Annotated in this window: 27 protein-coding genes; 18 read left to right on the forward strand and 9 right to left on the reverse strand. The window is 65.6% G+C overall.

Translation table 11 applies throughout. The features are described from left to right. Positions 1-2: 2 nt before the first annotated feature. Together VGM20_00540 and VGM20_00545 are read right to left on the reverse strand one after the other, a co-directional pair. Entirely contained in the window at positions 3-509 is a 507-nt protein-coding gene (locus tag VGM20_00540) for an SRPBCC family protein (GenBank protein ID HEY4099342.1), read from the reverse strand. Further along, the gene (locus tag VGM20_00545; protein ID HEY4099343.1) at positions 509-937 is read right to left on the reverse strand and encodes a MarR family transcriptional regulator; all 429 of its coding nucleotides are present in this window, start codon (positions 935-937) and stop codon (positions 509-511) included. The genes VGM20_00540 and VGM20_00545 overlap by 1 nt, the downstream gene beginning before the upstream one ends. A gap of 83 nt (positions 938-1,020) precedes the next feature. Between VGM20_00545 and VGM20_00550 the strand changes: the two genes are divergently transcribed. Both VGM20_00550 and VGM20_00555 read left to right on the forward strand, forming a co-directional pair. After that, positions 1,021-2,565, forward strand: coding sequence for a Gfo/Idh/MocA family oxidoreductase (locus VGM20_00550; protein HEY4099344.1), 1,545 nt, complete (start codon positions 1,021-1,023; stop codon positions 2,563-2,565). After that, entirely contained in the window at positions 2,566-5,751 is a 3,186-nt protein-coding gene (locus VGM20_00555) for a glycosyl hydrolase (GenBank protein HEY4099345.1), read from the forward strand. 112 nt (positions 5,752-5,863) lie between these two features. Here the strand turns inward: VGM20_00555 and VGM20_00560 are convergent, their stop codons facing one another. Further along, positions 5,864-6,076 carry a cold-shock protein gene (locus VGM20_00560; GenBank protein ID HEY4099346.1) on the reverse strand — a complete coding sequence of 71 codons (213 nt, stop codon included), beginning with the start codon at positions 6,074-6,076 and terminating at the stop codon, positions 5,864-5,866. Positions 6,077-6,371: 295 nt separating this feature from the next. On the opposite strand from VGM20_00560, the gene VGM20_00565 reads away from it, so the two are divergent. The 12 genes from VGM20_00565 to VGM20_00620 all read left to right on the forward strand — a co-directional run bounded on the left by VGM20_00565 (position 6,372) and on the right by VGM20_00620 (position 15,122). Beyond that, entirely contained in the window at positions 6,372-7,289 is a 918-nt protein-coding gene (locus VGM20_00565; GenBank protein ID HEY4099347.1) for a VOC family protein, read from the forward strand. 40 nt (positions 7,290-7,329) lie between these two features. Continuing rightward, complete coding sequence (locus VGM20_00570) at positions 7,330-8,031, forward strand: VIT1/CCC1 transporter family protein (GenBank protein HEY4099348.1); 702 nt, start codon at positions 7,330-7,332, stop codon at positions 8,029-8,031. Next, on the forward strand, positions 8,028-8,525 hold the full coding sequence (locus VGM20_00575) for a VOC family protein (protein HEY4099349.1): 498 nt from the start codon (positions 8,028-8,030) through the stop codon (positions 8,523-8,525). The genes VGM20_00570 and VGM20_00575 overlap by 4 nt, the downstream gene beginning before the upstream one ends. After that, positions 8,522-9,418, forward strand: coding sequence for a DUF5829 family protein (locus tag VGM20_00580; protein ID HEY4099350.1), 897 nt, complete (start codon positions 8,522-8,524; stop codon positions 9,416-9,418). The genes VGM20_00575 and VGM20_00580 overlap by 4 nt, the downstream gene beginning before the upstream one ends. Beyond that, positions 9,415-9,972 carry a peptide-methionine (S)-S-oxide reductase MsrA gene (gene msrA, locus VGM20_00585; GenBank protein ID HEY4099351.1) on the forward strand — a complete coding sequence of 186 codons (558 nt, stop codon included), beginning with the start codon at positions 9,415-9,417 and terminating at the stop codon, positions 9,970-9,972. The genes VGM20_00580 and msrA overlap by 4 nt, the downstream gene beginning before the upstream one ends. Continuing rightward, the gene (gene lepB / locus VGM20_00590) at positions 9,969-10,688 is read left to right on the forward strand and encodes a signal peptidase I (GenBank protein ID HEY4099352.1); all 720 of its coding nucleotides are present in this window, start codon (positions 9,969-9,971) and stop codon (positions 10,686-10,688) included. The genes msrA and lepB overlap by 4 nt, the downstream gene beginning before the upstream one ends. Positions 10,689-10,801: 113 nt before the next feature. Beyond that, positions 10,802-11,215: a hypothetical protein gene (locus VGM20_00595; protein HEY4099353.1), complete on the forward strand. Its 414-nt coding sequence runs from the start codon at positions 10,802-10,804 to the stop codon at positions 11,213-11,215. Positions 11,216-11,243: 28 nt separating this feature from the next. Further along, positions 11,244-12,110 carry a hypothetical protein gene (locus tag VGM20_00600; GenBank protein ID HEY4099354.1) on the forward strand — a complete coding sequence of 289 codons (867 nt, stop codon included), beginning with the start codon at positions 11,244-11,246 and terminating at the stop codon, positions 12,108-12,110. Between the two features lie 12 nt (positions 12,111-12,122). Further along, on the forward strand, positions 12,123-12,455 hold the full coding sequence (locus tag VGM20_00605; protein HEY4099355.1) for a hypothetical protein: 333 nt from the start codon (positions 12,123-12,125) through the stop codon (positions 12,453-12,455). Beyond that, positions 12,452-13,603, forward strand: coding sequence for a P1 family peptidase (locus tag VGM20_00610; GenBank protein HEY4099356.1), 1,152 nt, complete (start codon positions 12,452-12,454; stop codon positions 13,601-13,603). Before VGM20_00605 ends, VGM20_00610 begins: the two co-directional genes overlap by 4 nt. An 11-nt stretch (positions 13,604-13,614) precedes the next feature. After that, positions 13,615-14,706, forward strand: coding sequence for a M20/M25/M40 family metallo-hydrolase (locus VGM20_00615; protein ID HEY4099357.1), 1,092 nt, complete (start codon positions 13,615-13,617; stop codon positions 14,704-14,706). Then, on the forward strand, positions 14,703-15,122 hold the full coding sequence (locus VGM20_00620; protein HEY4099358.1) for a DUF3052 domain-containing protein: 420 nt from the start codon (positions 14,703-14,705) through the stop codon (positions 15,120-15,122). The genes VGM20_00615 and VGM20_00620 overlap by 4 nt, the downstream gene beginning before the upstream one ends. Here VGM20_00620 and VGM20_00625 read toward each other — a convergent pair. Beyond that, the gene (locus VGM20_00625; GenBank protein HEY4099359.1) at positions 15,090-16,196 is read right to left on the reverse strand and encodes a methylated-DNA--[protein]-cysteine S-methyltransferase; all 1,107 of its coding nucleotides are present in this window, start codon (positions 16,194-16,196) and stop codon (positions 15,090-15,092) included. The two genes, VGM20_00620 and VGM20_00625, sit on opposite strands and share 33 nt — an antisense overlap. A 127-nt stretch (positions 16,197-16,323) precedes the next feature. Here VGM20_00625 and VGM20_00630 point away from each other — a divergent pair, with 127 nt between their 5' ends. Then, entirely contained in the window at positions 16,324-16,581 is a 258-nt protein-coding gene (locus VGM20_00630; GenBank protein HEY4099360.1) for a (4Fe-4S)-binding protein, read from the forward strand. Between the two features lie 2 nt (positions 16,582-16,583). On the opposite strand, the gene VGM20_00635 is transcribed toward VGM20_00630, so the two are convergent. Beyond that, positions 16,584-17,075, reverse strand: a complete 492-nt coding sequence (locus VGM20_00635) for a hypothetical protein (GenBank protein ID HEY4099361.1) — start codon at positions 17,073-17,075, stop codon at positions 16,584-16,586. A gap of 78 nt (positions 17,076-17,153) precedes the next feature. On the opposite strand from VGM20_00635, the gene VGM20_00640 reads away from it, so the two are divergent. Next, positions 17,154-17,855: an HAD family hydrolase gene (locus tag VGM20_00640; protein HEY4099362.1), complete on the forward strand. Its 702-nt coding sequence runs from the start codon at positions 17,154-17,156 to the stop codon at positions 17,853-17,855. Here the strand turns inward: VGM20_00640 and VGM20_00645 are convergent. Both VGM20_00645 and VGM20_00650 read right to left on the reverse strand, forming a co-directional pair. Continuing rightward, entirely contained in the window at positions 17,852-18,013 is a 162-nt protein-coding gene (locus tag VGM20_00645) for a toxin-antitoxin system HicB family antitoxin (protein ID HEY4099363.1), read from the reverse strand. The genes VGM20_00640 and VGM20_00645 overlap by 4 nt on opposite strands. 13 nt (positions 18,014-18,026) lie before the next feature. Further along, positions 18,027-18,896, reverse strand: a complete 870-nt coding sequence (locus VGM20_00650; GenBank protein ID HEY4099364.1) for an SPFH domain-containing protein — start codon at positions 18,894-18,896, stop codon at positions 18,027-18,029. A gap of 80 nt (positions 18,897-18,976) precedes the next feature. Here VGM20_00650 and VGM20_00655 point away from each other — a divergent pair, with 80 nt between their 5' ends. After that, the gene (locus VGM20_00655; GenBank protein HEY4099365.1) at positions 18,977-20,716 is read left to right on the forward strand and encodes a hypothetical protein; all 1,740 of its coding nucleotides are present in this window, start codon (positions 18,977-18,979) and stop codon (positions 20,714-20,716) included. On the opposite strand, the gene VGM20_00660 is transcribed toward VGM20_00655, so the two are convergent. Then, the gene (locus VGM20_00660) at positions 20,713-21,942 is read right to left on the reverse strand and encodes a threonine/serine exporter family protein (protein ID HEY4099366.1); all 1,230 of its coding nucleotides are present in this window, start codon (positions 21,940-21,942) and stop codon (positions 20,713-20,715) included. The two genes, VGM20_00655 and VGM20_00660, sit on opposite strands and share 4 nt — an antisense overlap. A gap of 540 nt (positions 21,943-22,482) precedes the next feature. Between VGM20_00660 and VGM20_00665 the strand changes: the two genes are divergently transcribed. After that, positions 22,483-23,184 (forward strand): hypothetical protein, encoded by a 702-nt coding sequence (locus VGM20_00665; protein HEY4099367.1) that lies wholly within the window; start codon positions 22,483-22,485, stop codon positions 23,182-23,184. Here the strand turns inward: VGM20_00665 and VGM20_00670 are convergent. Further along, complete coding sequence (locus VGM20_00670) at positions 23,181-24,461, reverse strand: VWA domain-containing protein (GenBank protein HEY4099368.1); 1,281 nt, start codon at positions 24,459-24,461, stop codon at positions 23,181-23,183. The genes VGM20_00665 and VGM20_00670 overlap by 4 nt on opposite strands. Positions 24,462-24,509 lie beyond the last annotated feature (48 nt).

Here is a 24,509-nt window from a genome sequence, read left to right on the forward strand (position 1 = left end):
GGTCACGATTGCGCGGCGATGCGTCGCTGCAGGTCGGAGAAGTACCGATCGATCGTCGCGGTCTGCCCGATGATGAAGCGCGCGATGAAGCGAAAGAGCGGGTTGTAGACCTCACCATCCTCGGTGATCTGGAGCGCCGTCGTCTCGCCACGCGGTGCGAGGTCGTAGGTCCACCGTCCGCCAAACGCGCGTACCCCGCCGCTGATCGTCGTGACGATTCTTGACGGACTTCCCGCTGTGTCCATCACGTATTCGATGGTGCCGTCGGACGATTGCTCGCCATACCGACGCGACGTATCATTCGTGCTGATCAGTTCGACCCTCTTCACTCCGTTGCGCCACTCCGCATAATGGCCGACGTCGCCGATCATTGCCGCCAGTTGTGCCTGCGACGCATGAATCACCGCCGACCGGATCGCCCGGTGCTTCACCGGCAACGTATATCCGACAATCACCACCGCCACGATCAGTACGACGATTATCGCGCTGCCCACGACGAGATACCGCATCAGGGCGCCTCGGCAGCGCGGCGGCAGATGGCACTCAGGGTGTCGAGGCCCCGGCCGATCCTGGCAAGTTCCGCCGGCGTCGCATGCCTGAGCAACTTCTCGAGCCGGATGTGTTCGAACACGGAGGTTGTCCGTACGGTGCGGATCCCTGTCGCTGTCAAACGGACCCCGCTGCGATCGTGCGTGACGTAGCCGAGCGCTTCGAGACGCTTGATCGCCTCGGACACGGTCGATCGCGCCCGGCCGAGATGGCGCGCGAGGAGTGACGGAGCCATCGGTCGGTCGACATCGAGGTGCGCGAGGATGTCGGCGTCGCGCGCCGAGAGGCCGGTATCGCGCGAGCGTCGCGCCGCGTGGCGCGAGTGGCACGCGAAGTAGACCCGCGGGAAGGTCTGCTGCGTGAGCTGGATCGCCTGGTCGAGAGTCATGCGCCAACCTATGGCGCGGGGGAGGAATTCGTCAAACCGAACCGATCGGCTATTGTTAGCTATCCCTCAGATCTGGTGGTCAGATGGCTGCTCGCAAGGTCACCCGTCGTGAGTTCGTTTCCGGCTCGGCCAGTGCGGCGCTCAGCGCGATGATCGTTCCGCGGCGGATCCTCGGTCGCGGTTTTCAGGCGCCGAGCGATACGCTCAACCTCGCCTTCGTGGGATGTGGCGGCAAAGGGATGGATAATGCCGCGGCACTCACCTCCCAGAACATCGTGGCACTCTGCGATGTCGATTTCGGCTACGTCGATCGGTCACTCGCGTCGCGGCTCCGGATCGTCAACGGCAAGGATCCCGCCGCCGGTGATCTCAAGTTGCGCGACGCCTTCGTGGCGGCGAAGCGCTACGCCGATTTCCGCGAGATGCTCGACAGGCAGAAGGACATCGACGCCGTCGTCGTCGCGACTCCCGATCACGCGCACGCGATCATCGCGAAGTCGGCGATGCAGCTCAAGAAGCATGTCTACGTGCAGAAGCCGCTGACCCATTCGGTGTACGAGGCGCGCTACCTGCGCGATCTCGCGAAGACATCGGGCGTCGTGACGCAGATGGGGAACCAGGGTCATTCGAGCGACGACGCGCGACTGATCAACGAGTGGGTGCAGGCCGGACTGATCGGTGATGTGCGGGAGGTGCATGTCTGGACCGACCGGCCGGCGGGATGGTGGCCGCAAGGCGTTCCGCGTCCAGCCCGTCCGCTGCCGCGCGCGCCGCAGCCTCCATCCGATGCCGTCTATGCGCCGGGGACGCCGAAGACTGTCCCGGGTGCGCCGCAGTGGGGAAGCGGAACGATCAACGCCCTCATTGCAGAGGGGCTCTGGAACGCCAATTACACGGCGCCCGACACCCTCAACTGGGATCTGTACACCGCGCCATGTCCGCACGATGTGGCCTACCATCCGATCTATCACCCGTTCTCCTGGCGCGGATGGCTCGACTTCGGCGTCGGCGCGCTCGGCGACATGGGCGCACATCTCATCGATCACGCCTACTGGGCGCTCGGACTCACTGCGCCGCACAGCATCGAGGCGACGTCGACGCCGTGGGGGGGATCGCCGCGCAGTCCCGCGTCGTATCCCGCCGCGACGACGGTGCACTACCAGTTCGCCGCGCGCGGCAATCAACCTCCGGTCAAGCTGAGCTGGTTCGACGGCGGACTCTTCCCCCCGCGTCCCGACCTGCTCCCCGACGATGTCGTCCTTCCGCCAGACGGTGGCGCCTTCTTCCTCGGCGACAAGGGATTGCTGATGCACCAGACGTACGGCGAGAAGCCGCACCTCTATCCCGAATCGCTGATGGAACGGGCCAAGTCCGTTCCGCAGAAGTATCCGCGAATCGCCGTGTCGCACGAGATGAACTGGGCGCTGGCGTGCATGGGGCAGGGGAAGGCAACTTCGCCGTTCGAATACGCCGGGGCGTTGACCGAGACGATGCTCCTCGGGATCGTGGCGCTGCGGGCAGGCTCCGGGAAGAAGATCCTCTATGACGCCAGCACGATGACGGTGACGAACGTCCCCGAGGCGAACCAGTATCTCAAGCCCGGATATCGGCCGGGGTGGGAAGTCTGAATGGCACGGCGTCTCAGCGTCTCGGTACTGATCTTCGCGCTCGCGGCGGGCGCCGCACACGATCTCGTGGCGCAGCAATTCGATCCATCGGAACTCGCCGAGATGCATTGGCGCAACATCGGCCCCTTTCGCGGCGGACGTACCAAGTCAGCCGCCGGCGTGCCGAGCCAGCCGAACATCTTCTACATCGGCGTGACCAACGGCGGCGTCTGGAAGACAACTGATTACGGCAATACCTGGAAGCCGATCTTCGACAGCGAGCCGACCGGGTCGATCGGTGCCGTCGCGGTGTCGCCATCGAACCCCGACGTCGTGTACGTCGGCAGCGGCGAGGGGCTGCAGCGCCCCGATCTCTCGACCGGCGATGGTATCTACAAGTCCACCGACGCGGGACGAACCTGGACGCATCTTGGCCTCCGCGACGGGCAGCAGATTCCGCAGATCGCCATCGATCCGTCGAACCCTGACCGGATTTTCGTGGCAGTTCTCGGCCATCCGTACGGCCCCAACGCCGAGCGCGGGATCTATCGATCGCTCGATGGCGGCCGTTCGTTCGAAAAGGTGTTAGGGAAGGACGAGAACACTGGTGGGATCGACGTCGTCCTCGATCCGTCCAACGCGCAGACGGTGTACGCCGCACTCTGGGAAGCAAGGCAGGGGCCGTGGGAAAACGGCGCGTGGAGCGGCCCGGGAAGCGGGCTCTTCAAGTCGACCGATGGCGGAACGACGTGGCGGAAGCTGACCAACGGGCTTCCGAACCTGCCGAACGGCGATGGTCGTATCGGCATCGGCATTTCGCCGAGCAATCCGAACCGGATCTTCGCAGCGGTCGAAATGGGCGGTCTCTATCGCTCCGACGACGGCGGGGAATCGTGGACGAGGATCACCGATGACGATCGCGTCGTTTCGCGCGGTTCCGATATGGCGGAGGTCAAGGTCGATCCGCGAAATCCCGACGTCGTGTACACGGCGAGCGTGGTGTCGTGGAAGTCGATTGACGGCGGCAAGACATGGAAGGCGCTGCGCGGCGCGCCAGGCGGCGACGACTACCAGCGCTTCTGGATCAACCCCGAGCATCCCGACATCCTGATCCTGGTGTCGGATCAGGGAGCAAGCGTCACGGTCAACGGCGGTGCCACGTGGAGTTCGTGGTACAACCAGCCGACCGCGCAGTTCTACCATGTGAACGCCGATAACGCCTTTCCATACCGGCTTTGCGGTGGGCAGCAGGAGAGCGGCTCCGCATGCGTGGCGAGTCGTGGCGTCGATGGCCGGATCACCTTCCGCGAGTGGCATCCGGTCGGTGTGGAGGAATACGGGTACGCGGTCCCCGATCCGCTCGATCCCGACATCGTCTTCGGCGGCAAGGTGTCGCGCTACGATCGCCGCACGGATCAGGTGCAATCGGTGGCGCCGCCGGGCGGCGGCCGCGGTAGCGATTACCGGGCGGTTCGGACCGCGCCGCTGGTCTTCTCGACCGTTGATCCGCACGTGCTCTTCTTTGGCCAGAACGTGATCTGGAAAACGATCAACGGCGGGTCGAGCTGGACGCGGATCTCACCCGACCTGACGCGCAAGACGTGGGCGATTCCGCCGAGCGTGGGCATCTACAGCAATTCGCCCTCGGCGCAACCGACGCAGCGTGGTGTCGTCTACACCATCGCCCCGTCGTATCTCGATCTCCGGACGGTCTGGGCGGGCACCGATGATGGACTGATTCAGGTCACGCGAGATGGCGGAGTCACGTGGCACGACGTCACGCCACCCGGCGTGGTGCCGTGGGCCAAGATCTCGATCATGGACGCGGGGCGGTTCGATGCATCCACTGCGTACGCCGCCGTGAATACCATTCGCCTCGACGATCTGCATCCGCACATCTACCGCACGCACGACGGCGGCACGAGCTGGACGGAGATCGACGACGGAATCCCCGCCGGTGAGACGGTGAATGTCGTTCGGGAGGATCCGGTGCGGCGTGGCTTGCTCTTCGCCGGCACCGAGCGGACGGTGTACGTGTCGACCGACGACGGCAACCATTGGCAGTCGCTGCGACTCAACCTGCCGGCGACTTCAGTGCGCGACCTCATCGTGAAGAACAACGATCTCGCGATCGGCACGCACGGTCGCGGTTTCTGGATTCTTGACGACATCACGCCGCTCAGGCAGTGGGCGGATTCGACCAGCCGCACCACTGCGACGCTCTTCAAGCCTGAAGACGCGTGGCGGCTACGCTGGGACCTCAATACCGACACGCCGCTGCCGCCGGACGAACCGGCGGGTGAGAATCCGCCCGAGGGGGCGATCATCGACTACTGGCTCGGCCCCGCGGCAACCGGACCGGTCACCCTCGATGTGCTCGACAGCGCCGGGAAACTGGTTCGCCGTTACGCCAGCACCGACCAGCCGGCGCCGATCGGCGATATCGGCGAGACGCCAAGCTACTGGATGCGGCCCACGCGCATCCTCTCGGCAGCGCCTGGCTTCCATCGGTTTCTCTGGGACATGCACTATGCTCCGCTCCCGGGGAGCGGGGAGAACTATCCGATGTCGGCGACGCCGTTCAACACTGCGCCGGCGCCGACCGGGCCATGGGCCTATCCGGGGAAGTACACGCTCAAGCTCAGCGTGAACGGAACGTCGTACACCAAGCCGCTCATGGTGAAGCTCGATCCCAACATCAAGACGCCGGTCGCCGCGCTGCGGGAGCAGAACCTCCTCTCGATGGCGATGTACAACGGCGCGCATGATGTCCGTATCGCGCAGGGGACGATCGGGCAGCTCCGTGCCGCAGTCGCCAGTCGCTGCGGCAACGCATTGCCTCAGGTGCGCGGGCCGCTCGATTCACTCGATCGCGAGCTCGCGGCACTCGGCGGTACCGGTGGTGGAGGTCGCGGGGGTCGGGGAGGGCGCGGAGCGGGTGCACCGCCCTCGGGATCGCCGTGCGCACCAGCCGATAGCGCTCCTGCAGGGCGTGGGGCGGGTCGCGGGAGGGCGAACGCAGCGGCTGCGGTGCCATCGTTCGCTTCGGTTGGCGGAGAGATGACCGCGGCGCTGGGAGTACTGCAAGGGTCGGATATGACGCCGACCGCCACCGTGGTGGGTCAGGCGCGGAGCGCGGAAGCGCAGCTGGCGGCGCTCAAGCTGAGGCTGAGCGCGCTGGAACGACGAGTTGCTGCGTTGCGATAGTCCCTCGACTCGGCGGTGATGCCGCCCTCGCTCGGGACAAGCAAAACGGCCGACTCACCGAAGTGAGCCGGCCGTCCGGCGTCGTGGCCCAAAGGCCGCAACGAGCTTGGCCTTAGCGGCCGAGCTTCACGACGTTCTCCGCCGCCGGGCCCTTGGCGCCCTGGACGATGTCGAACTCGACGCGCTCCCCTTCGGAGAGCGACTTGAAGCCCTGGGCCTGGATCGCCGAGTGGTGAACGAAGCAATCCTTTTCACCGTTCTCGGGGGTGATGAAGCCGAAGCCCTTCGCGTCGTTGAACCACTTGACTGTGCCGGTTGTACGCATGCTGTCCTACTCCTGAATGATGGTGTAATCGGAGTCGCGGACGATGCCGTACGACCGACTACAGGTTCGCGATCATACCCTCGCGAGGGGTCAGTTTCTGCGCTGCGGCATCCCGCACCTGGCGCTACGACGGGAGGAAGTCAAAAAGGGACCGGCTTGAACGCCGATCCCCTGACGAGCGTTCCTCTGAAACTTCGTCCATGCTCCGGAATGGAACATGGTCATCGTAGAATAGAAATCAACAGCCTTAGGTGGAATTCCGCAAGTCCCCCCATCTGCCGGGCTAGTTTTGGCCATGCGGCTCGACGGTATCCACCACATCTCCTGTATCACCGGCGACGCAGCCGGCAATCTCGCCTTCTACACGGGGATCCTCGGTCTCCGGATGGTCGCGAAGACGGTCAACCAGGACGATCCCTACGTCTACCACCTCTTCTACGCCGACGAAGACGGATCGCCCGGCGCCGACCTGACCTTTTTCGAATATCCGGGGGCGCTGCGCGGGCGCGCCGGTGCCGGAATGGTCTACCGGATCACAATGCGCGTCGGTTCATACGAGTCGCTCGACTTCTGGGACCAGCGCCTCGCCAACAACGGGATCATCGCCACGCGACATGAGGACCGGCTCCGCTTCGAGGATCCTGAAGGGCTCGGACTCGAACTTCGCGCCATCGTCTCCGACGATCGTCCGCTCATGGCGCATCACCCCGACATCCCCGCCGCGCACGCGTTGCAGGGGTTCGACAGCGTGCGTGCCTACGGCGCCCGGCTGACGAGTACTGCGCATCTGCTTGAAGCGGTGATGGGCGCCGCTCGCGGGGACGGGTCGAGCTGGCAACTCACCGGCAACTCCCGCCACGGGACGATCGCCTACGATGCACCGCCAGATCTCAACGGTCGCTCCGGCGCCGGCACGGTGCATCACGTCGCCTGGGCGACTGAACCTGCAGAGCACGAAGCGTGGCTCGATCGCATTCACACCGGCGGCGTCTCGTCGACGCCGATCATCGATCGCTATTATTTCCGCTCGATATACTTTCGTGAGCCGAGTGGTGTGCTCTTCGAGCTCGCGACGAAGGGCCCCGGCTTTACCGTCGACGTTCCGCTCGACCGCCTCGGGCGGGAACTGGTGCTTCCACCGCGGCTGGCACCGCGCCGCGCCGAGATCGAATCACACCTGACGCCGCTCCCGGACCCGCGCGCCGGATGGTGAGCGAGGTCGAGATCCATTCCGATGTGAGGGAGAGACTTCTGTGACGGCACCGCACGCGCACGAAGATCATTTCACTGCGCCTGAAGCAGTGCGCGATGTGGTGATCGGGATGTCCGACGGCCTGACCGTCCCGTTCGCGCTTGCGGCCGGGCTCTCCGGGGCGATCGCGCAGACGAGTGTCGTCATCACGGCGGGACTCGCCGAAATCGCGGCGGGCGCCATCGCCATGGGTCTCGGTGGCTATCTCGCCGCCCGAAGCGACGCCGAGCACTACGCCAGCGAACTCACGCGGGAATACCGCGAAGTGGCGGTGGTCCCCGAAAAAGAAGCCGATGAAGTGAGCGAGGTCTTCGAGGCCTACGGGGTCACCCGCGAAGAGAGCGCCGCGGTGATTGCGTCGTTTCGGCGACGCCCCGACGACTGGGTCCGATTCATGATGCGCTTCGAGCTCGGCCTCGAAGAGCCGCACCCGGGGCGCGCGCTGCGGAGCGCGGCAACGATCGCGGCGTCGTACGTGGTCGGCGGCGTGATCCCGCTGTCGGCGTACTTTGCGACCCCGAATGTGGAGACCGGCCTGCACTGGTCGATCGGCATCACCCTCACGGCACTTGCGGTATTCGGCTGGATCAAGGGGCGCTTCACCGGCGCTCCGCGAGTCCGCAGCGCGCTGCAGACGCTGATCGTCGGTGGTGTTGCTGCCGCGGCGGCGTTCGAGCTTGCCAAGCTGGTCAGCGGTCGATGACGTCGATCAATCCACGCGTCGATGTCGGGCACGTGCACCTCAAGGTCGCCGATCTTGACCGGTCGCTCGCCTTCTGGCACGGCGTCCTCGGATTCGAGATTCAGCAACGGATGGGGGATCAGGCTGCGTTCATCAGCGCCGGCGGATACCATCACCACATCGGTCTGAATACCTGGACCAGTGCTGGCGGACCGCCGCCTCCGCGCGGGACGACCGGTCTCTATCACGTGGCGATCCGTTATCCCGATCGCGCCTCTCTCGGCGACGCGCTGCGGCGGGTGGTGCAGGCTGGCATCCGCGTGGACGGAGCGTCGGACCACGGCGTGAGCGAAGCGGTCTATCTGCGTGACCCCGACAACAACGGCGTCGAACTCTATCGAGACCGCCCGGAAGGCGAATGGCCGCGTGCGGCCGACGGCGCATTGCAGATGACGCTCGCCCCGCTCGACCTCGACGCGCTGCTCGCCGATGCGACGCCGGAGGCAAGTCGATGAAGGGCATGTTCGCCGCACTTCCGGCACTTGCCGTCGTCGCGTCGGCAACATCGCCGGTCGGCGGACAGGGTGTACCACTGGTGCTCCACCACCTCGTCGTGTCGGTCGACTCGGCGACCTATCACGAGATTGCTACGTCGCCGTTCGTTCGCGAGGAATTCGCGGCGACACAAAGTGGGTTCCTGAATGGCGTTGACGGCGGCATCGGCACCCGGCTGATCGGGAAGTACAACTTCCTGCAATTCATCCCGGTGACGAATGCGATGCTCCCGGCGAACGGCGTCGCGATCGTTCTTGCGAGCGAGCGCGTCGGCGGCCTCGGGATCGTTGCGAAGCAAGGGATGTTCGAACCGGGAGGGCAGATGTCGGCGCTTCCGATCGAGGGACCCGGCGGCAGTTCGAACACACCGCCAATGTATCCGAATGGCGTCGACCGGATTCGTCCGGCGGGAGCCGATTCCACGTCACGGCAAGTGGAGTTCGAGGTTGAGGAGTACCGGCGGACCGCGTCTGAGTCGCTGTCGAAGACCGATTCATTGCCGGTGTCGAGGCTCACAGTGCAGCGATTCCTCGCACCGTATTTCGACTCGCACAAACTCCTTGCCTACGTTTCCAGCGCCACCCTCGCGATGCCGGTCGACGACATCAAACACATCGTCGCTGTGCTCCGGCGCGACCAGCTCAAGGTTGCGACCGAAGGCGAAGGCGCCGTCATCGATCTCGGAGGGATTACGGTCCACCTCATACCACCATGGAGCGGTGCCGGTGTCAAGCAGATCAAGTTCGCGCTGACCAGCGACGTCCCGGCGAATCCAGTCTACCGCTTCGGGGCGAGGTCGCAGCTGCGGTTCGGCCCAGGGGCGATTGCCGTGTGGGATTTCGGGCCGCGATGAGCGAACTCGCGACATTCGGCGGCGGATGTTTCTGGTGCATCGAAGCGGTGTTCGAACCGCTGCTCGGCGTCGAGAAGGTCCTCTCGGGGTATGCCGGCGGGCGGGTGCCTAATCCGAGCTACGAGCGCGTGTGTGCTGGTGCGACGGGGCACGCCGAGGTGATTCAGGTCACCTTCGACCCGGCGCAGATTTCGTATCGCGAGCTACTCGAGCTCTTCTTCGCCTTTCACGATCCGACCACCCTCAACGCTCAGGGCCCCGACAGCGGGACCCAATATCGGTCCATCATCCTGACCTCGTCGCCCGAGCAGGAACAGACCGCCAGAGACGTAGTCGCCGCGCTGACTTCTGACGAGGCATTCGATGCAGCAATCGTCACGGAGATCAAGGCGCTGGAGACCTTCTGGCCAGCCGAGGAGTATCACCAGCACTATTATGAGCGGAATCCGGCACGAGCCTACTGCGCGGCGATGATCGCGCCCAAGATGGCGAAACTGCGGCGCAGCTACGCGTCACGACTGAAGCCGGGCGGGTCTCAGGGGAGGAATGCGTGACGGAGCCGAAACCGACGGTGGTGGAGCAGGCGAAGAAGAAGACGTTCGAGTGGATTCGCGCGCTGGCGTGGGCAGTCGGAATCTGGCTCGTGCTGTCGTCCTTCGTGGTCCAGGCATACTTCATCCCGTCGCCAAGCATGGAAACGACGCTGATGGTCGGCGACGTCCTGTTCGTCAACAAGTTTCTCTTCGGTGCCAAGATCCCGTTCATCCATGCGCACCTGCCGGCGATCCGGGAGCCTCGGCGGGGCGACATCGTAGTGTTCATTTCGCCGATTGAAGATTCGATTCTCGTCAAGCGCCTGATTGGCGTTCCCGGCGATACGCTGCAGATGAAGTCGGCGGTCCTCTACCGGAACGGCAAGGCACTCCAGGAGCCGTATGCACAATCGACCGATCCCACCTGGACCGCCGATTCGGTCACTCGTGGCGAGATGCGCCGATTCCAGTTGCCGCACTACGTCGGACCCGATCCCGCGCACTATTACCCCGACGTCCACGACTGGGGTCCGATCGTGGTCCCGAAGGACTCGCTCTGGATGATGGGCGACAACCGTGACAGTTCGAGGGATTCGCGGTTCTGGGGGTTCACGCCGCGAGTTAACGTTCGGGGCACTCCCATGATCATCTACTATAGCTGGGACGCGAGCAGCTACCGGCCATTGCCGTTCTTCACAGCCACACGCTGGAGCCGGATCTTCCACGTTCCACGCTGAGTGAGGCAATTCGTGCGGAAGATGTCGCCGGTCGGCGGATTGCTTCTCCCCTGATGTTGGGCGGCGTATCTTCCGATAACTCATCCATCTGCACGCCTTCGCCGAGGACCGGCATGACTCCTGTGATCAGACGAATTGTCGCGGTGGTCCTTTCGTGCGGCGTCGCGATCATCATCGTTCGCCTGCTGGAAGAACTCGCCCGGCAGGTCACAATGCCGGCGGGGCTCGACCCGACCAACGCCGCCCAGATGAAGACTGCGCTCGAACACGGCGAGTTTCCCTTTGCGTCACTGGCGCTGGTGTTCTGCGGATGGCTTCTCGCGTCGTATACAGGGAGCCGGATCGCATCGCAGGTCGGTCAGGCACGGATCGCACCGCTCATCTTCACCGTGCTGTTCACGCTGGTCATCCTCCACGACCTGACCGCGCTCCCGCATCCGACGTGGATGTGGATCGGCGGCGTGTTCGGCGTTCCGCTGGTGGCACTCGGCGCGGCGGGCGAAACCATCACCTTCCGTACCCTTTGACCGACTCCGGACGGATGGTTTTATTGGAATGATGCACAACGAAACCATGGGGGCACTCGTGACGATCCGCTCGGTACTCTTCGCGATTCTCGCCGTCACGACCGCCGCGCCACTGGCGGCGCAGGTGCCCAAGCCGCCGGCAGGATCCGCCGCGAGCCAGCCGGCGCCCGCGACTCCCGTCACCATCACCTTTACCGAATACGCCTTCGATGCGCCCGCGACGGTGCCGGCCGGAATGGTCACCTTCCGCGCCGCCAACAAGGGGAAAGAGCTGCACCACGCCACACTGGTGAAGCTCGACAAGGGGCACACCGTTGCCGAATTGGTCGCCGCGCTGCAGGCGAAGGCGCCGCCACCGGCGTGGATGACCTGGTACGGCGGACCGCAGAACGCGAGCACGGTCACGATCAACCTGCCGGAGGGCGACTACGCGTGGGTGTGCCTCATCCCGGGCCCGGATGGCGTTCCGCACTTCATCAAGGGAATGACCCGGGCGATGAAGGTGCTGCCGTCGAAGACGATCACGCCGGCGCCGAAGGCCGACATCACCGTCAGCATGGCCGACTACGCCTGGACATTCTCCAAGCCGATCACCCGCGGGAAGCATGTCATCCAGGTTCTCAATGTGCAGGGCGCCCAGCCGCACGAGTTCGTGGTCGTCCGGCTGGCGGCGGGGAAGACGGCCAACGACGTCCTGACCTGGGTGCAGCATGCCGTGGGAAAGCCCCCGCTCATTTCGGTTGAAGGAACTGCCCCGATGCAGGCGGGTCTCACCAATTACACCACGGTCGACTTCGCTCCGGGCCACTACGCACTCTTCTGTTTCGTCCCGGACGCCAAGGATGGGAAGTCCCATGCCGAGCACGGGATGGTGAAGGAGTTCACAGTCCAGTAGTCTTCGTCGTTGATGCGCATTCTCCGTGTCATAGCCCTCACGTGGTTGTTGACCGATTGCGGCGCACTGCTCGGCTGGGCGATCGGGCGTCCGGTCGAGCTCCAGTTCCTGGGCGGTGTGGTCCTCGGCACATTGGCCATCCTCCTGGCGATCCGTGTACTGGCGACTCGCGGGTGGCTCAATCCGGACCGTCGTCGTGGCGGATCGATCGGCGGCCTCTGTGGCTTTGCGCTGGCCGCGTCGTTTGCCGCCATGAACGCCAACTCGCCGCTCATTCCGATGCTGGTCATGGCCCTTGCGGGGCTCGGCGTCATCGCCGGCGCGGGTCCGAGCGCGGCGCAATGATCCCGGTCCGGCAGCGATCGATCCTGCCGGCGCTCGCGAGCATCACCATCATTCTGCCAGCGGTCCTGTCGGCGCAGCAGCGTCCCAGGGCCCGCGACCTCGGCATCACCCCCGGGATCTTTGCCACGGGGGCCCGCAACGCGATCACCGACGTCGCCGGCGTCCTCGTGGGACAGAGCACCGTGATCGAGGGCGATTCGGTGCACACCGGCATCACCGCGATTCTCCCCCACGCAGGGGATCTCTTCCACGACCGCGTTCCAGCTGCGCTGCACGTCGGCAACGGCTTCGGCAAGTTGATCGGTGCCACCCAGCTCGGCGAACTCGGCGAGCTCGAGACGCCGATTCTTCTCACGTGCACCCTCTGTGTCTGGAAAGCTGCCGACGCCATGGTCGCGTGGGAGCTGGCCAAGCCGGGAATGCAATCAGTTCGGTCAATCAACCCGGTCGTGGCCGAGACGAACGATGGGACGCTCAACGCGATTCGATCGCGACCGATCCGGCCGGAGCAGGTCGTGGCGGCGCTGGAGTCGGCGTCGAACGGTGACGTGGCCGAAGGAAGCGTCGGTGCCGGTGCGGGAACGATCGCGTTCGAATGGAAAGGCGGGATCGGCACGTCGTCGCGAAAACTCCCGGCGTCGCTGGGCGGCTACACCGTGGGCGTCCTGGTGCAATCGAATTTTGGCGGGGTGCTGCAACTCGGTGGCGCGCCGGTGGGAATTGAGCTGCGGCGATTCTCGTATCGAAACAACCTGCTGAGGGAACGCGGCGACGGCTCATGCGTCATCGTGGTCGCCACCGACGCGCCACTTTCCGACCATCAGCTGGAGCGACTCGCGGCTCGCGGGATCATGGGGCTCGCGCGCACCGGCGCCGACGGATCGAACGGCTCCGGCGACTACGCGCTGGCGTTTTCGACCTCGCCCGATGTCCGACGCCATCCGCCCGCGGTGCGGGAAAGCAGGGGACTCGACGACGACGCGGTGTCGCCGGTGTTCGAAGCGGCGATCGAGGCGACCGAGGAGGCGATCGACAACTCGATCCTCCGCGCCACGAGCGTCACGAGCCGCGGCCGCACCGTGGCTGCGATCGACATCGACTCGGTGCGAGCGGTGCTCGCGCGACATCACGTCGGGAAGAAGGAATGATGACGAGACGAATGACACTCTTGCCCGTGACGATTGCCGCGGTCGTGCTCCTCGGGGCACACCGCGCAACGCCAACTGTGCCGGCAACGAACCGGCGAGATGCCGACACGCTCCACGCCGTGCCGGCACCAGATGCGAACGACCGCGCGAACGTGGAGCGTCTCGAGCGCACGCTGGCCGACGATTCGATGGAAGGGCGCGGTACCGCGACGCCCGGCGGTGAGCGCGCCGCGCGCTTTCTGATGCGCGAGATGAAGAAAATCGGGCTCAATCCGGCTGGTGATAGCGGCTATCTGCAGCGCGTTCCGCTGGAGGTACCCGGGCCGCAGCCCGCCGGTAGCCGAGGCCGCCGGCGGTCGCTCGTGGTGCTCCCGTCGCTCGCCGATCTTGATACGGTTCCTGCGGATCGGCGCAGACACGCGGAGAACATCGTCGGGACTCTCCCCGGTGCCGATCCGGCGCTCAAGCAGGAAGTGATCCTGGTCCTCTCGCACTACGATCATCTCGGCATCGGCAAACCGGCAGTTCCCGGCGGGGACTCGATCTACAACGGCGCGGATGACGACGCGTCGGGAACGGTCGCGGTGCTCGAGGTCGCGAGATTGCTGAAACGGGCCGGGACGCCGCGGCGGACGATCATCTTCGCCAACATGACCGGCGAGGAACTCGGGCTTCTCGGAACCAGCTATTTCATCGCGCATCCGCCGGTTCCGCTCAGCCGGATCGTTGCGGGATTCGAGATCGAGATGATCGGACGTCCTGATTCGCTGGCCGGCGGCCCGGGGAAGGCGTGGCTCACAGGATATGAGCGCTCGACGATGGGAGATATGCTCAAGACATACGGGATCGCGATCGTCCCCGACATGCGACCCGACCAGCGGTTCTTCACCCGAAGCGACAACTACGGTTTGGCGCAACGAGGGATCGTGGCGCACACATTGTCGAGCTTCAATCTCCACAGCGACTACCATCGCGTTTCCGACGATGTCAGCAAGATCGATTTCGATCACATGACGGCGGTGATTCATTCGGCCGCCGAAGCAGTGCGACATCTCGCTGACGGCCCCAAACCGGCGTGGCACCCCGGCGGCGCCCCACAGTGACGCCGGCGGTGCGCGCGACGCCGGGCTACAGCGGCAAGTCGTTGTCGGAGAAGCTGGGGATCAGGAGCGGGATGCGCGTCGCGGCGAAGAATGCACCACGCGAATTGTCGGCGTGGCTCGCCCCGCTGCCAGAGGGAGCGTGGCTCCTCGGCCCGCGGAGCCGCGTCGCGGAATGCGTGCTGCACTTCACCAGCGACCGGAGCGACTTCGCGCGCGAGATGCCGCCACTGGTGGCGTCCCTTCCCGAAGGCGGGATCTACTGGGTCTGCTGGCCCAAGAAGAGCAGCGGCACCGCGACCGACGTGACCGAGAATGTCATCCGTGCGCTGGTGCTGCCGACCGGATGGGTCGACGTCAAGGTGTGTGCGGTCAGCGACGTCTGGTCAGGACTCAAGTTCCTGCGCCGCCGCCATTGAGGGGGTCAAGCCCGGCAACGCCATTGGCGTGATCCCCTCGATTTCCAGAAGCCGCACCTTTCGCCAGAGCCCGCCGCCGTATCCGCCGAGTTTTCCGCCGGTATTCACCACCCGATGGCACGGAATGACGATGGCGAGACGGTTGCGACCGTTGGCGGTGCCGACGGCGCGAACCGCGCGCGGATTGCCGACCGTGCGTGCGATGTCGGCGTAGGAGCACGTCGAGCCGATCGGGATGTCGCGCAGCGCATTCCAGACCGACACCTCGAACGGCGAACCGCGCACTACCAGTGGCACGGTGAACTCGCGCCGGCGCCCTGCGAAGTACTCCTCCAGTTCGGTGAAGAGTCGCTCAAGATGCGGATGGCTTTCGGTGACCACCGGTCCCTGGAACCAGCGCCGCAACGTCGGCGCCTGCCGTCGCAGCCGCTCGATGTCGCCGAATTCGAGGAGCACCACGCCTTCGGTCACGGCGGCAGCGACGAGCTGGCCGAGGGGTGAATGCCAGGTCGCGGCAAAGACCGGTTCGCCATTGCGGGACCGTCCGGGCGGCGCGCCGACCGCGCGCGCGAACGCGTCGCGGAAGCCGCTGTGCGACTCCCACCCCGATGACACGATCACGCGATCGAGCGATGCGCCGCGACGGAGCTGACGCTGTGCGTGGGCAACTGCCCGCGCCCGTTGCCAGCGATGGAAGGTCATGCCGTGCGCACGCAGGCAGTGGCGCCGCACGCGCACCGGATCGAAGCCGTGCCGGGCGAGTTCCTTGTCGGTGAGGCGCCGCGTTCCGGTGGCGTCGGCCAGAGCGGTGAGCCGCGACCACCAGTCGGGTTCGACCTCGACCTGTTCGGGCTTGCATCGGAGGCAGGGACGAAATCCGGCTTCCTCCGCAGCCGCGAGCGACGTGAAGAACTCGAGATTCTCGGGGCGCGCGCGGCGCGACGGGCAGGTGGGGCGGCAGGCGATTCGCGTGGTCCGGACCGCCACGATGAAGAGCCCGTCCCACGCGGCGTCGCGGCGGGCGACGGCGCCCAGGAGGGTGCGGCGCGATGGCAGCTGTCGAAGCGATGTCATGGGCAGGAGTCTATCGCCACCCCGGCGCGCGCTGCCACCGCGAACTGGACGAGGAATCCCCCTTGCTGTGGGGGTGCCGGTGTGGGATTCTTTGGTGTCGCGGGATCCGCGACTTCCGGAGCGAGCCATGAGCGAACGACGCCTGCAGGTGTACGAGACCGACCAGGTCCGAGTGACCTATGATCCTACCATCTGTCTGCATTCGGGGATCTGCCTGCGCACCCTCCCCGCGGTGTTCGATGTCGGTTATTCCCGCTGGATTCACCCCGAACGCGCCACGCCGAGCGCGGTGATGGCAGCGGTCGCGAAATGTCCGTCGGGAGCGCTACGCGCCACGCTGGTGACGTCGGTGATGCATCGCGTGCCCCGCGACGAAAAACCGTGAGATCACGAGCCGACCTTGAACGCAGCTGCCATCTGGAATTTCCCGTCGAGGAAGACCTCGGCCTGATACGCGCCATCCTTCTTCAACGGCGCGAAGCGGAACGGGACGATGGCGACGCCGGCGGTGTCCGCCGCGGCCGTCTTGCTCGCCGCTGAATCGACGGTCTGGTCCTTGAGACGGATCCGGACGCTCACCGGAGTTCCCGCATTCGCATAGATGGTGCGAACCGAGGCGAGGACCGAGTCGCTCGATCCAAAGCCCGCCGCGCCTCCAAGGATGATACGATTGGCGCTGTCGAGCGACCGGCCGATCTCGATACCCATGACGTGACCGACCTTCGGAGCGTTGGCCGCCGCCGCGCTGCCGGCTGAGGCCGTACCGCCAAGTGCAGCGGTCGTGGCGCTGTCGAAGTCGGAGGAACGCGCCCCCTTTCGGCCGCAGGCCGTGAGGGCGAACAAGGCTGCAACGGTGAATGCCGTGGCCGATCGTGTCATGGGTCACCGAGGTCGAGGTCCGGGGTCATCGCAACCAGCTGCAGTTACGCGTCGGGGAAACTATCAGGGGGGAGCGGGATGGCAATAAGACTGGTCGTATTCGACGTGGCCGGAACGACCATTCGCGATGGTGGCGGCGTGGTCCGCCAGGCGATGCACGATGCCATCGCCGGGCGCGGCCTCACCCTGCGGGACGGCGCCATGGAAGGGGTCGCCGGGATGGCCAAGGGACAGGCGATTCGCACCCTGATCGAAGGGCACGGCCGCGACGAACTGCTCGACGACATCGACGCCATTCATGCCGATTTCAGGCACCGCATGATCCGCTATTACCGCGATCACGCCGACGTGAGTGCAGTGGCTGGCGCAGCCGAGACCTTCGCCGCGCTGCGAGCGGCCGGAGTCCACGTGGCACTCGATACCGGCTTCGGACGGCAGGTGCTCGACGTTGTCCTCACCCGCGTGGGGTGGAACGGAAGCGATGCGCCGATCGATGCATCGATCGCGAGCGACGAAGTGGAGCGCGGACGACCGTGGCCCGACATGATCGACGCGCTGCGCGTCAAGCTGGGCGGCATTCCGTACGGGGAGGTGGCCAAGGTTGGCGATACGCCGATCGACCTGCATGAGGGGACGATGGCGCGATGCGGATTTGTCGTCGGCGTGCTGTCGGGCGCGCACAGCCGGGAGTCGCTGAGTCAGCATCCCAACGACGCGCTGATCGGAAGCGTGGCGGAGATTCCGGAGTTGTTCCGCTCGAACGGGCTGATGCCGGCCTAGGACGACGGCCGCTTGAGGCGCCCGGCCTCTTCGGCGGCCCGCCGCAGCAGGAATTCGATCTGGGCATTGAGGGAACGGAGGTCGTCCGCGGCCCACTTGGCGAGGGCTGCGTGCAGCCGCGGCTCGAGCCGCACCACGAACGACTTCCGTTCACTCACGACGCGACCTCACCTAGTAGATCGAGCCGGTGTTCACGACCGGTTGCATCGGTTGCTCGGCGCAGAGCGTGACGAGGAGGTTGGAGACCATCGCCGCCTTCCGCTCTTCGTCGAGGGAGACAATCCCTCGTTCGACAATGCTCTTGAGCGCCATGTCGACCATCGATACCGCGCCTTCCACGATCAAGGTTCGCGCGGCGATGATCGCGCTCGCCTGCTGACGGCGCAGCATCGCGTTGGCGATCTCCGGCGCGTAGGCGAGATGCGCGATCCGCGCCTCGAGCACCTTCATCCCCGCCTTCTGCAGCCGCGCCTGCACTTCGCCGGCGAGCTGATCGGAGATCTCGGCGGCGTTGTGACTCAGCGAGCGCTCGCCGTCCTGATGGGCGTCGTACGGGTAGCTGGTGGCGAGGGCACGCACCGCAGACTCGCTCTGCACCCTGACGTAGTCCTCGTAGTTGTCGACTTCGAAGATCGCTTCGGCGGAATCGACCACCTGGAAGACGACGATCGCTGCGATCTCGATCGGATTGGAGTTCTTGTCGTTCACCTTCAGTTTCGTTGTCTCGAAATTGCGGACGCGGAGCGAAATGCTGCGCTTGGCAAGGAACGGATTGGCCCACCAGAGCCCCTGCGACTTCACCGTGCCGACGTACTTGCCGAAGAGGGTGAGGACCTTTGCCTGGTTGGGCTGGACCGAGAAGAGGCCGGCAAAGCCGAAGAAGACGGTTGCAAAGAGCAGCCCCACGCCGATTCCCACCGGCAGCCCCGATCCGTTGGCGGAGCCGGTGGCGATGAGGAATGCCCCGATGGCTATGAGGATCAGGAAAAACAACACCGCCGCCAGCCCGTTGACTGCCCGTCGTTCGATTTCGCTCGCCATCGACCCGTTCCGGTGTGTGATATTGAAATGATATCACAGTGATACGGTGCCCGCAAGCTCCCCCGGGATACCTTCCCCTCATGCGTCGTTTCCGCGCCGCCCTCGCCGCTGCAGCACTCCTTGCCGCATGCCACGACGATTCGATGGTCGGGGCGCCGCCACCGCCACCCCCTCCGGCACCGGAAATCACCACGCTCGACGTCGCGCGCACCGGCCCGACCAACGTGACGCTCCTGGCCATCACCGCCGTCGCGACCGACCGCGTCTGGGCGGCGGGGCAGGGCGGGCTGATTCTCGGCTGGGACGGCACGCAATGGCACACCGAAGCGACTCCGACGAACGCGACGATCACCGGCGTCTGGGGTGCCGATTCGAACAACGTCTTTGCCGCAGCCGACAGCGGCATTCTCTTGCGCCGGACGCCAGCCGGCTGGGTGACCGAGGCGAGCGGGACCACCAACACGCTGCTCGACATCTGGGGAATCGACGCCAACCAGGTATGGGCCACCGGGAACAACGGCACCATTCTGCGCCGCACCGGCGCAGGGTGGGCTCCGATGCGAGTCCCGGCACCGGCCGAGCTGTGGGGGATCTGGGGGAGTTCCGAGAACGCGCTCGTTGCCGTCGGGCAGAACGGCGCGATCCTGGAGTGCTGCGATGCTGGCGCATGGCACACGGTACCATCACCGACGACGAACCTCCTGCTTGGTGTGGTGGGCGATGGCTCGGGTCGCATCGTTGCCGTGGGTGCGAGCGGGACGATCCTGGTTCGCGACGCGAGCGGCTGGCGTCAGGTCGTCTCACCCACGACGTACAATCTCTTCGACGTCTGGAGCGACGGACCCGGTCGCTTCACCGCGATCGGCGACGGCGGCCGGATTCTGGTCGGCGACGGAATCACCTGGAGTATCCTGCCGACCGCCGGTGTGCACGAGAACCTGCGTGGCATCGCTGCCGCCGGGGGGAGGCACTTCGCGGCCGGGTGGTACGGCACGGTCATCGATGACTCCGGCGGCAGCTGGCATCCGACCCTTGATGGCGGCGTGCTCTACGACGTCAATGCGCCACCTGACGGTCCTGCAATCTCGGTGGGATCGGGAGGTCTGGCGTTTCAGCGATCCGGCGACGGTTGGCACGACATCGCCATCCCGACGACTGCCTCGTTGTACGGGATCGCTGGTCCATCGGCATCTCGGCGGCTGGTCGTCGGCGACAGCGGAACGATTCTCCGCTTCGACGGAAGCAGCTGGCATCGCGAAGCATCGCCTTACGACGGATTGCTACGATCGGTGTGGTGGGCACCTGACGATCGCGCCATGATCGTGGGCGATGCGGGTACGGCACTCGCGTGGGACGGCGCGTCGTGGCGCCCCACCGCGACGCACACGAATGCGTTCCTCCGGAACGTCTGGGGGATCGACTGGAATCACGTCTACGCCGTCGGTGACAGCGGCACGGTGCTCCGCTTCGACGGGGTCGCGTGGTCGCAGCTCGCCACGTCGACGACGCAGTTGCTGCGCGGCGTCTGGGCCGGATCGCCGAGCGACGTCTGGGTTGTGGGCGAGAATGCCACCGTGCTGCATTGGGACGGCGGCGCCTGGCAGTCGCTCTCGCCTCCGACCATGAGCGCGCTGCGCGCGATCCGGCGAATCGGCAACGACATGTACGTGAGCAGCGCCGACGGAAAAATCTGGCGGTGGGATGGTGTGCACTGGACTGAGCTCGACAGCGGATTGCCGGTCGTCCTCGCCGCGCTTGAGGTCGATGCCGGCGGCCTCGTGGCCGTCGGCGACCTGAGCGCCATCGTCGAAGGGCACTAGGTCATCAGCTTCCGGCGCGGCGAGATCACGTTGGCGATGAGGATTCCGGCCACGAGTGACGTTGCGATCAGCGCCATGCGGAAGGCGCTGTCGACGCCGACTTCGACGTTCCGATCGAGGAGTGACGCCAGCGATTGCAGGCCGACGCTTCCCGGCACGAGCACCAGGAGGCCCGGAACCAGCGTGATCTGAGCCGGGCGATTGGTCAGCCGCGCGTACCAGTTGCTTCCCACCCCCGTCATCAATCCGCCGACGAACGCTCCGAGCTCGGCGCCAAGTGCGTTCGAACCGACGCGGGCGCCGACGAACGCCACGATCCCCGCGACCACGATCCAGAGAAAGTCATGCACGTCGGCCTTGAGGAGGACCGCGAATCCGATCGGCGAAATCAGCACGGCAAGTGCCAGCGTCCATCCGGGAAGCGGGACGATCGGCGATGAATGCGGTGTGCCGATCAGAAGGTCCGCCGTCTTCGCGCCGATGGCGATTCCGAATGCGATGCCAAGCAGGAGCACCAGCGCGCCCATCAGTCGTGCGGTGCCGCTGGAGAGGTGCTTGGTGGAGAGTTCGGTCACCGCCGTGGTGAGCATCAAGCCCGGGATCAGGACGATCACCCCCGACAGCGTGGCGAGGAAGACCGAGACATGCAGTCCCGCGACGGCTGCGGCGGCGGCGAGCATCGATGCGATGAACGCGGCGAGTGGATCGAACACCCGCCCCACCGCGACGTGCCGCGCCGCGACCAGTGCCAGCGCGCCGGTGACCAGTCCGATCGCGGCGGCGACGATCACCTCGTGGAGGCCGCCGCCGAGGAAGCGGGCCGCGCCACCGGAAACGAGACCGAACGCCAGCGTCGTCGTGACCGGACCGAAACGCGGTGATGCCGCTTCGATTGTCTCGATGGCGACCGATCCTTCCTGCGGCGACATCTGGCCGTTGAGCACGCGGCGGGCGACTTCGTCGACTCGCGCCAGCTTGCCCAGATCGGATTCGGCCGGCTCGACGCGGATCATGAAGGTGCGCTGGTCATCCTGCGCGCCGAACGACGCCATGATCGAGGTGGGCAGCGAGAAGAACTGACCGTCGAGGCCGAGGCGGTCGCTCATCAGCGCGAGCGCCTCCTCGAGGCGGTGCGCCGCGTACCCCGAGGTATGCAACGCGCGTCCGAGGCGCAGCACGAAGGCGACACGTTGATCGGCAGGTTCGGTGTGTGGCAGCGGCGGCATCTCCTCGGTATGATACGCCCGGTTGAATCCCACGGTCCAGGAGCCTCCCGGTCTGCGGCATAGTCGGCGTGCACAACTATGCCAGCAATCGGGTCGCCGTGACAGGCGAGCTCCCTGCGGCTCGTCTTCAACGGCGAGATCTACAACTTCGTCGACCTTCGCGACCGGCTGGAGGCGCGCGGGCATCGGTTCCGCTCGCGGACCGACAGCGAAGTCATTCCGCATCGCTACGAGGAGTCGGGAGCTGAAGCGCTGGAACCCCAAGCAGATCCTCAAGGAAGTGATGCGGGGATCGCTCCCGGACGCTATCATTGACCGTCCGAAGCAGGCGTTCGCCGCGCCGATCGAAGAGTGGTTGCGGATGGGACTCGGGCCGGGCGCGCCGACCACGGCGTGCAGATCTGGACGCTGATAAACCTGTCGGCGTGGTATGATCACTGGATTGATGGTGCACCGCTCACCTGAGCCCAGGCGGAGGATGCTCTGGCCACGCTGAAGCAGCGCGCCGCGCGAATGGTGCTGGCGCGGCAGGCGAACCGGATGACCCGCGACGTCAGTCCGTACAACCGGATCTGGGGTCGCGCGATCGAGCTGCAACTCGGCCGCCTCGACGAAGAAGCCTTTCGTCGCGAGCTCGACGCCTTCTACGCCGGTCTCGATCCCGATGAATGCGCCAGCACGATCAATCTCACGGCTCAATCGGCGAAGCTTGATCGCCCCGGTGGCTACAAGACCGATGTCCTCGCGCTCGCGGGACACGCGCCGGAGCATCCCGGCCGTTTCGATTTCTGGGCGCGCCGCTTTGCGCTCGCGCGGCAGCTCTCGATTCGCTCCGACATCATCATCGTTCGCGGGGGCGGACAGATTCCGCCGCACGGGCATTCGCAGGTTGTTTCGGGCTTTTACGTGCTCACCGGCCGAGTTGCCGTGCGGCACTACGATCGCGTCGAGGAGCGTGACGACCACGTGATGCTGCGCAAGTCGGTCGATACCGAGATGGGACCGGGCGGGTACACCACGAATTCGGAGTACTTCCAGAACATCCACTGGCTGCTGGGCGTGGCGCCGGTGTCGTACCTCTTCCGGTTCACGGTCACCGACGTGCCGGTCCAGCGGTTCAGCGGATCAGTACACGATCATTCCCGTGCCTACGTCGATCCGACCGGCGCTCCCGACCAGGCGGGGCTGATTCGCGCCCCGTATGTCACCGAGAAGGATGCCCGGGCGATTCCCTTTCGCTAGGCGACGCGGCGAGTCTTTCCCTTCAGGAAATCCATCAGCAGAAATTGGCCGAGCGTCATCGGATTGGCGAAGTACGCCTTGCCGCGACAGATCCGACTGACCTGCTTGACGAATTCCACCAGGGGACGATCCCGTGCCAGCATGAAGGTGTTGATCAGGATGTTGCTGCGGCGGCACGCGGCAACTTCCGCGAAGGTCGCCTTGAGGATCGCCGGATCGAGGCCAGCGGAGTTGACGTAGATCCGCCCGTTGGGAAGGGTCAGCGCCGACGGCTTGCCATCGGTGATCATGATGATCTGCTTCATGTCCTTGCGCTGTCCCGCCAGGATTCGTCGCGCAAGCGCGAGCCCGCCGGCGGTATTGGTGTGATACGGACCGACCTTGACGTTGGCGAGCGCACCCACCGGAATCTCTTCGGCGCCATCGTGAAAGAGCACGACGCGGATCGAGTCACCGGGGTACTGGGTGCGGATCAGGTGCGTCAGCGCGAGCGCCACCTTCTTCGCCGGCGTGAAGCGATCCTCACCGTACAGGATCATCGAATGGGAGCAGTCGAGCATCAGCACCGTCGCGGCTGACGAACGGTATTCCGACTGCACCACCATCAGGTCCTGGTAGTCGAGCTCGATCGGCACGTGCAGGCCGTGGCGCGCAATGGCGCTCGACAGCGTCGCCGGCACGTCGAGATTGAGGACGTCGCCGAATTCATACGGCCGGCTTGCGGCCTCCGCCTCGTTGCTGGTGGCGAGGTGCGGCGTCTCATGGCTCCCGAGCGCCGACTTGCCGAGCGCGCCCAGGAGTTCCTTCAAGGTCTTGTAGCCGAGGAAGTCGGCGCCCTTTTCAGTGAGGTCGAAATGCACGGTGCGCGCGGCGTCGCGTTCGTGGCCGTGCGCGGTCTGGTCGTGCAGCGACGCCTGAGCCGGCTTCCCATCGAGGGAGAGATATCCCTCGTCGACCAGCCGCTGCACGATCTTGTCGAGGAGATCGGCGAGATCCTTCGTCGTCTGCGCGTCGCGGTCGGCGTCGCCGGTTGACTCGCCGCGCAGCAATTTCAGCATGTCGGGGGTGAGCTGTCCCGATTCCATCAGCGCCTTGAGGATCGCCTGCCGGAGATCATCGAGTGAGCGTCCCGCATCGGGATCGGGAGGTTCGTCCCACCACGGATTCCCGGCAAATCCCGACTGCAGCAGAAAATCGCCAAGCTTGTCGAGGAGCGCCTGGAGGTTGACCTGGTCGGCCAGTCCGGCGACGAAGCGGGAATAGGTGGTGTATCGCATACGGTTTGATCCTAATGCCGCGCTGGCGCATGACAAGCAAGTAACTTC

The organism is Gemmatimonadales bacterium (genome assembly GCA_036500345.1).
GTDB lineage: Bacteria > Gemmatimonadota > Gemmatimonadetes > Gemmatimonadales > GWC2-71-9 > Palsa-1233.